Source organism: Streptomyces sp. NPDC005899, assembly GCF_040629645.1.
Taxonomy (GTDB): Bacteria; Actinomycetota; Actinomycetes; order Streptomycetales; family Streptomycetaceae; genus Streptomyces.
This window is the reverse complement of sequence record NZ_JBEXWB010000303.1, coordinates 1-7,843: the sequence shown is the minus strand read 5'-3', so window position 1 is coordinate 7,843 and position 7,843 is coordinate 1. Positions and strand designations below refer to the sequence as shown.

Here is a 7,843-nt window from a genome sequence, read left to right as displayed (position 1 = left end):
GGTCCCGGCGACGGGTGCGGCGGCCGCCGCCTTCGGCGCGTACGTGCGCGAGCTGGGGCTCGTCGACAGCTCGTCGAGTTCCGCGTAGGTGAGCTGCTCGGCCGCCCCGGTCACGGCCACCGCGTCCGGGTGCCGGGCGGTGTGCCGGGCGACGGCGTGCGGGACGCTCTCGTCGAGGGCCGTGCGGGCGAGTGCGGAGCCGTGCCCCTGGGCGAGCAGCGCCTCGCGCTCGCCGTCCAGGAGGAGGGGCACGGCGTCGGCGCGGCCGTCCAGGCCGTCCGCCATCGCGGTCAGCAGGCGCCGCGTGCGGGCGACCGTGCGGGCCACGTCCTCCCGGTCGAGCACGGCGGCCCGGTAGCCGAAGGTGATCCGCAGGCAGTCGCCGGGGGCGATGGTGAGGGTGAGCGGGTAGTGGGCCGCGTCGGTGCCGCTGATCCCGGTCACCGTGAGCCCGGGCAGTCCCTCCCGCGCGGTGCGCAGGGCCTCGGCGTCCATCGGGTAGTTCTCGAACACGGCGAGGGTGTCGAAGAGTTCGTCCAGGTCCGTGACCGCGCGTATCTCGGTCAGGCCCACGTACTGGCTGCCCAGGAGCCGGCCCTGTTCCTCCTGGAGACGGGTCAGGAGTACGGCCAGGGTCTCGCCCGGCGCGGGACGGAGCCTCACCGGCACGGTGTTGATGAACAGGCCGACCATCGACTCGATGCCGGGGATCTCCGGCGGCCGGCCGGAGACGGTGGTGCCGAACACGACGTCCTGGCGGCCGGTGAGATGGGCGAGCAGCAGGCCCCAGGCTCCCTGCACCAGGGTGTTGAGGGTGAGCCGGTGGGCGCGGGCCGTCTCACGCAGCCGGCGGGTGGTGGCCGGGTCCAGTTCGAGGACCAGGGTCTCGGGGAGGTCGCCGGAGCGCGGCAGGCCCGCCCCGCCACGTCCCGCGAGCAGGGTCGGCGTCTCCAGTCCGGCGAGGGCGGTGCGCCACTGGTCCAGAGCGGCGGCCCGGTCCTGCTGGGCCAGCCAGGAGAGGTAGGTGCGGTAGGGGGTGACGCGCGGCAGGGTGCTGTCGTCGCCCCGGTGCGCGTACAGCTCGAGCAGTTCCCGCACGAGGAGGGGCATCGACCAGCCGTCGAGCAGGATGTGGTGGAGCGTCATGACGAGGCGGTGGCGCTCCGGTGCCGTGCGCACCAGGGTGAAGCGCAGCAGGGGCGGGGCGGCCAGGTCGAAGCGGCGGGTGCGGTCGGCGTCGAGGAACGCGGCGAGGCGTTCCTGCGCCGTGCCGGAGGTGCCGGGCCCGGTCAGGTCCAGTTCCTCCAGCGGCACCGGCACCTCCGCGGCGACCGCCTGCACGGGTTCGTCCAGGTCCTCGTGGAGGAAGCCGACCCGCAGGTTGGCGTGCCGCCGCAGCAGGCCGCCGACGGCGGCGCGCAGAGCGGGGACGCTGACCGGGCCTTCGAGGTCGAGGACGAACTGCGCGGTGTAGACGTCCACGGTGTGGGAGTCGTACAGCGCGTGGAAGAGCATGCCTGCCTGCAACGGCGTCAGTGGCAGTACGTCTTCCAGTCGGAACCCGGTCACTTGCGTCCACCCCACTTGTTCTGCAGTCGGTCGATCTGGGCCTGGTCGAGTGAGACCAGGGGAAGGTCGGAGGGCGTCCAGCCGCCCGCCTCGGGCCGCTCCGCGAGCTCGGCGACGGCGCGCAGTGCGCGTGCGAAGGCACCGGACAGCGCTTCCACGTCCTCCTCCTTGAGGAGGTCGCTGGGCCACGTCCAGCGGGTCACCAGGCACGGGCCGTCCGGCAGGTCCTCGGTGTGCGCGTTGACGTCGAGGACGTGGTGGACGGGCATGTCGGGGTCCTGGGCGCGCGGCCCGCCGGCGTCGAGGAGCACCTCCCAGTCGGCGCCTGCCTCCCCGTCCGCCCTCTCCTGCGCCGCGTACCGTCCGAGGTAGTTGAAGCCGACCTGGGGGTCCGGCGCGGCGGCCAGTACGGAACGGGTGGCCGGGTTGAGGTGGCGCAGCATGCCGTAGCCGACACCGTGGTCGGGGATGGCCCGCAACTGCTCCTTGACGCGCTTGAGGGCGCGTTCGGTCAGGGCCGCGTCGAAGCGTCCGGGATCGAGGGCGTCCAGGGGGCCGGGGTCGAGCCGGACCGGGTGGAGGCTGGTGAACCAGCCGACCGTGCGGGAGAGGTCGAGGTGGTCGGCTATCTGCTCGCGGCCGTGGCCCTCCAGGTCGAGGAGGAGGGCGGTGCCGTCCGGCCGGGGCCCGCCGAGGGAACCCGCCCGTTCGGCACGCCAGGAGCAGACGGCGAGGGCGAGGCCTGTCAGCAGGACGTCGTCCACCCCGGCGTGGAAGGCGGCGGGAACGGTGGTGAGCAGCGGGGTGGTCCAGGTGGCCGGCAGGCGGGTGGTCAGGGTCCGCGTGCGGTCGGCGGTGTCCCGGTCCGGGTCCAGGGGCCGGTATCCCAGTTGCGGATCGGGGGTGCTCAGCACCGACGTCCACAGGTCGAGCTCCGCCTCCCGCGTGGCCTCGCGGGCCTGCGCGGCGAGGAGCCGGGCCCACTGCCTGTACGGCGTGGTCGCGGCGGGGAGCGCGGGCGCGCCCCCGCCGGCGGCCGTGGTGCCGGCAGTGGTGACGGACCGCCAGGCGGCGGCCAGGTCGGTGGCGAGGATGCGCCAGGAGACCGCGTCGACGGCGAGGTGGTGCACGACGAGGAGCAGCCGCCCGGGGGCGCTCGGGCCGGCGTCGCACCAGACCGCCTCGATCACCTCTCCGTGTGTGGGCCGCAGCCGTCTGCGGGCCTGTTCGCCGGCCTCGGTGACGGCGGCGCGGACGGCGTCGGCGCCGAGTCCCGCGATGTCGGTGCGGGTGAAGCGGTCGCGGGCCGGCACGGAGCCGGGCGGCAGGGTCTCAAGGAAGGGGGCGCCGTCGGCCGACCGGGCGGTCCGCAGGCGGAGCGTGTCGTGGTGGTCGATGAGGAGCTGCAGCGCGCCGACGAGGGCGTCCTCTCCGGCGTCCGCGGGCGTGCGCAGCACCCCGGCCTGGTTGTACCCGTCCGTGGTGCCGGGCCGTTCCAGGAACCAGGCGGCGATGGGCGTCGGTGGCATCTCTCCCGTGCCCAGTCCGGCCGGCACCGCGGTGGCCTCCTCTCCCAGGGGGGTGGCGACGGCCGCGACGGCCTCGGGGGTGCGGTGGAGGAAGATGTCGCGCGGGGTGATGCCGAGGCCGGCCTCCCGGGCCCGGCTGACGAGCTGGATGGACAGGATGCTGTCACCGCCGAGCGCGAAGAAGTCGTCGTCGGTGCGGACGGCGGGGATGCGCAGCACGGAGGCGAACACCTCGCACAGGGTCCGTTCCTGGGGCGTTCGCGGCCGGCCGCCCGGCCGGGTCGCGGCGGGGCGTTCCGGTGCCGGCAGGGCGCGGCGGTCGGTCTTGCCGTTGGGCAGCAGCGGCAGTGCGTCGAGGGGGACGAGGACGGCGGGCACCATGTACGGCGGCAGGGCGGACACCAGGCGTGCGCGCATCTCGCCGTCGGTGAGGGGCGCGGCGCCGCCGCTGACGGTGTAGGCGACCAGGCGCCGTTCCCCCGGGCGGTCCTCACGCACGAGGGCGCAGGCGGCGGTGACGCCGTCGAGCGCGGTGAGGGCGGCCTCCACCTCGCCGAGCTCGATCCGGAAGCCGTGCAGCTTGACCTGGTCGTCGGCGCGGGCGACGTAGGTGAGGAGGCCGTCGGCGTCCCGCCGGACGAGGTCGCCCGTGCGGTACATACGGCTTCCCGCGGGACCGTACGGATCGGCGACGAACCGTGACGCCGTCAGGCCCGGCCGTCCGAGGTAGCCGCGCGCGAGACCGTCGCCCGCGGCGTACAGCTCGCCGGTGACACCGTCGGGCACCGGAAGCAGCCCCGCGTCCAGGACGTAGGCGCGGGTGTTGTCGACGGGGCGGCCGAGCGGGACGGTGCCCTCCTCCCCCTCGGTCCCGCCGCCCGCGTAGTGGTGGGCGGCGGCGTCGATGGTGGTCTCGGTGGGCCCGTAGAGGTTGTGCACCTCGGCCGACCACGCCGACCTGACGCGCTCCGCCAGTCCGCGGGACAGGGGTTCACCGCCGCAGCAGACGGCCCGCAGTGTCGTGGGTGCGTCGCCGGGGGAGGTCTCGGCGAGGACGAGCGCGAGGTGTGAGGGGACGAACTGGGCGAGGGTCGTGCCCGTGTCACGCATCCGGGCCAGCAGCCCCGCCGGGTCGTGGTTGACGGACGGCGGCACGGGGCAGGTGCAGCCGCCGTGCAGGAGGGGCAGCCAGGTCTCCCAGACCGAGGCGTCGAAGCTCGGTGACGTGCGGGCCAGGACCCGGTCCTCACCGGTGAGGGCGAGGTGGTCCGCCATCCACGCCATGTGGTTGGTGAGGGAGGCGTGGGTGACGACGACGCCCTTGGGGCGGCCGGTCGTCCCGGACGTGTAGATGACGTAGGCCGCGTCGAGGGGGTCCGGTGCGACGGCCGGCGGAGCCTCGCGCCCCGTGGACCAGGCGGCCCGTTCGTCGAGGGCGAGGCAGGGCACGGACGCGGCGTACCGCTCGGTGCGCGCGGTGCCGTGGGCGAGGAGCAGCGCCGGGCGGGCGTCGTCGAGCATGTGGGCGATGCGCGCCTCGGGGTAGTCCAGGTCGACCGGCAGGTAGGCGGCCCCGGCCTTGGCGACGGCCAGCATCGCCACGACCTGGTCGGTGGTGCCTTCGAGGGCGAGTGCGACGAGGTCGCCCCGGCCGATTCCCCGGCTGTGCAGGTGGTGGGCCAGGTCGTCGGAGAGCACGTCCAGTTCGACGAAGGTGAGGCGCTGCGCGCCGTCCGTCACGGCGGTCGCCGCCGGGGTCCGGGCACACTGGGCGCGGAACGCCTCGGGTGCTGTGCGGGCCTTCACCGGCCGCGCCGGGGCGTGTGCGACGCGGTCCAGGGCCCGGCGCTCGGCCGGGTCCAGGACGTCGGTGGTGTGCACGCGCCGGCCGGGGTCGGCGGCGAGTGCGGCGAGCAGGCGGGTCAGGCGGGCGGCGAGGGCGTGCGCGGTGGCGGGCGCGAAGAGTTCGGTGGAGTACTCCAGGACCCCGTCGAGGCCGGCGGGCCGGCCGGCGCCGTCCCGCGTCTCGGTGAAGGTGAAGGTGAGGTCGAACTTGCTGATGCCGGTGTGCACGGGATGTTCCGTAACGGTGAGCCCGGACAGGCCGATCTCCGCGTCCGCCTGGTTCTGCAGGACGAGCATGGTCTGGAACAGCGGGTGGTGGTTCTGGGCCCGGACCGGGTCGAGGGAGTCCACCAGCCGTTCGAACGGTACGTCCTGGTGGGCGTAGGCGGCCAGGTCGAACTCCCGCACCCGGTCGAGGACCTCGCCGAACGTGGGGTTCCCGCTCAGGTCGGTGCGCAGGACGAGGGTGTTGACGAAGAAGCCCACCAGGTCGTCGAGTGCCGCGTCGGTGCGTCCGGCGACGGCGGTGCCGAGCGGGATGTCCTCGCCGGCGCCGTGCCGGGACAGGAGTACGGACACGGCCGCCTGGAGGACCATGAAGAGGCTGCATCCGCGGGCACGGGCGAGCTCGGCCAGGGCCCGGTGGGTGTCCGCGTCGACGGGGAACGCAGACGCGTCGCCCCGGTAGGCCGTGACGGCGGGTCTGGCGCGGTCGTACGGCAGGTCGAGCAGGTCGGGGGCCCCGGCGAGCGCCGTGCGCCAGAAGTCCAGCTGGCGGGCGGCCCTGCTCGCCGGGTCGTTCTCGTCGCCGAGCAGGGCGCGCTGCCACAGCGTGTAGTCGGCGTACTGGACGCCGAGTTCCGCCCAGGGCGGCTCGACGCCCTCGGTGCGAGCCCGGTAGGCATCCCCCAGGTCACGTGCGAGCGGGGCGAGGGACGAGCCGTCGCCGGCGATGTGGTGGACGAGCAGCACGAGGACGTGGTCCTCGGCGTCCAGCCGTACCAGCCGCGCCCGGACGGGGATGTCGGTGCTCACGTCGAAGGTGTGCGCCACCTCGGCAGCCAGGACCGCGTCGAGGTGTTCGGGGGCGGTGTCACGGGGCGTCAGGTCGAGGTCGGCGCCGCCGGCGTCGAGGACGAGCTGGCGTGGCACCCCGTCGGTCTCGGGGAAGACGGTGCGCAGGCTCTCGTGGCGTGCGACGACGTCGGACAGGGCGCTCTCCAGTGCCTCCCCGTCCAGGGGTCCGCGCAGGCGGAGCACGAGGGGCACGTTGTACGTGGCGCTGGGCCCCTCCAGCCGGTTGAGGAACCAGAGGCGTTGCTGGGCGTAGGAGAGCGGCAGCGGGTCGGGGCGGCTCGAGGCACGCTCCAGGGGGGCTTCGGCCGCCGCGGCATCGTCCAGGGAGGCGGCCAGGGAGGCGGGAGTGGGGTGTTCGAACAGAGCCCTGACCTGTACCTCCACCCCGAGTGCGGGCCGTATCCGCGCGGCGAGGCGGGTGGCGAGGAGCGAGTGGCCTCCGAGGAGGAAGAAGTCGTCGTCGGCGCCGACCGCCTCGACGCCGAGCACGTCGGCGAAGAGTCCGCACAGGATCTCCTCCAGAGCGGTCCGGGCGCCGCGGCCGGGGGCCGCGGCCCGGTGCTCCGGGCCGGGTAGCGCGTGCCGGTCCACCTTGCCGTTGATGGTGAGCGGCAGTGCGTCCAGCAGGACGACGGCGGAGGGGACCATGTAGGCGGGCAGGGACCGGCCGACGGCACGGGCGAGGTCCGCGGGATCGGGGTGCGCGCCGCCGGCGGGCACCACGTAGGCCACCAGCCGCCGGTCGCCGGGCGTGTCCTCGCGGACGACGGCGAAGGAGTCGGCGACGCCGTCGCAGCAGGCCAGTACGCCTTCTATCTCGCCCAGTTCGATGCGGTAGCCGCGCAGTTTCACCTGTCCGTCGGCGCGGTTGACGTAGGCGATCCGGCCGTCGTGGGTCCACCGCACGAGGTCGCCGGTACGGTACATGCGGCCGCCCGCCGGGTCGAACGGGTCGGCCACGAAGCGCGTCGCGGTCAGGGCCGGGAGGCCGGTGTACCCGCGGGCGACCCCGCGCCCCGCGAGGTACAGCTCGCCCACGACTCCCGGGGGCACCGGGCCCAGGGAGGCGTCGAGGACGTAACCGCGCATGCCGTCCAGGGGGCGGCCGACCGGCGGCGGGCCGGACGGCAGGTCGGCGGTGACGTGGTACCGGGTGGCGAAGGTGGTCGTCTCGGTGGGCCCGTACACGTGGAGGACGCGCGTCCCGGGCACGGTCCCCGCGACCCGCTGCATGGCGTCCGGGGAGGCGAGCTCCCCGCCGGCGCACACGAGCCGCAGGCCGGCGAACGCGCCCGGATCGGTTTCGGCGATCACGTTGAACAGGGCCGTCGTCATGAAGACGGCGGTCACGTGGTGCTCGTGGACGGCGTCCGCGAGGGTGCCCGCCTCCAGGACGCCGTCCGGCGCCACGACGATCCGGCCGCCGCGCAGGAGCGGGGCCCAGATCTCGAACGTGGACGCGTCGAAGACGTACGCCGAATGCATCAGGACCGCGTCGGCGGCGCCCTCGTCCCAGGCCGAGTCGTCCGCGAGCGCGATCACGTCGGCGTGCGTGACGCCCACGCCCTTGGGCAGGCCCGTCGAGCCGGAGGTGGACATGACGTACGCGAGCGCGTCGGGGGCGGGCACGGCCGCCGGGCTGCCGGGCCGCTCGGGTGCTCCCCGCACCACCCGGCCGAGCCGGTCCACGACCACGACCGGCATCCTTCGGGCCGTCGCGGTGACCCAGGGGGCGGTGAAGGCGTCCTCGTCGACGACGAGGAGCCGCACGCCCGCCGCCGCGGCGACCCGGTCGAGCCGCTCCCCGGGCCAGCGGGCGTCCA

2 protein-coding genes are annotated in these 7,843 nt (G+C 74.9%); both read right to left on the bottom strand.

Annotation, left to right across the window (positions count from 1 at the left end):
• Positions 1-1,569, bottom strand: a 1,569-nt coding sequence (locus ABZ371_RS25755; RefSeq protein WP_358683769.1) for a condensation domain-containing protein, incomplete at its 3' end; no start/stop codon positions are given.
• Positions 1,566-7,843: amino acid adenylation domain-containing protein (locus tag ABZ371_RS25750; protein ID WP_358683767.1), on the bottom strand; the 6,278-nt coding region annotated here is incomplete at its 5' end. The genes ABZ371_RS25755 and ABZ371_RS25750, both read right to left, overlap by 4 nt.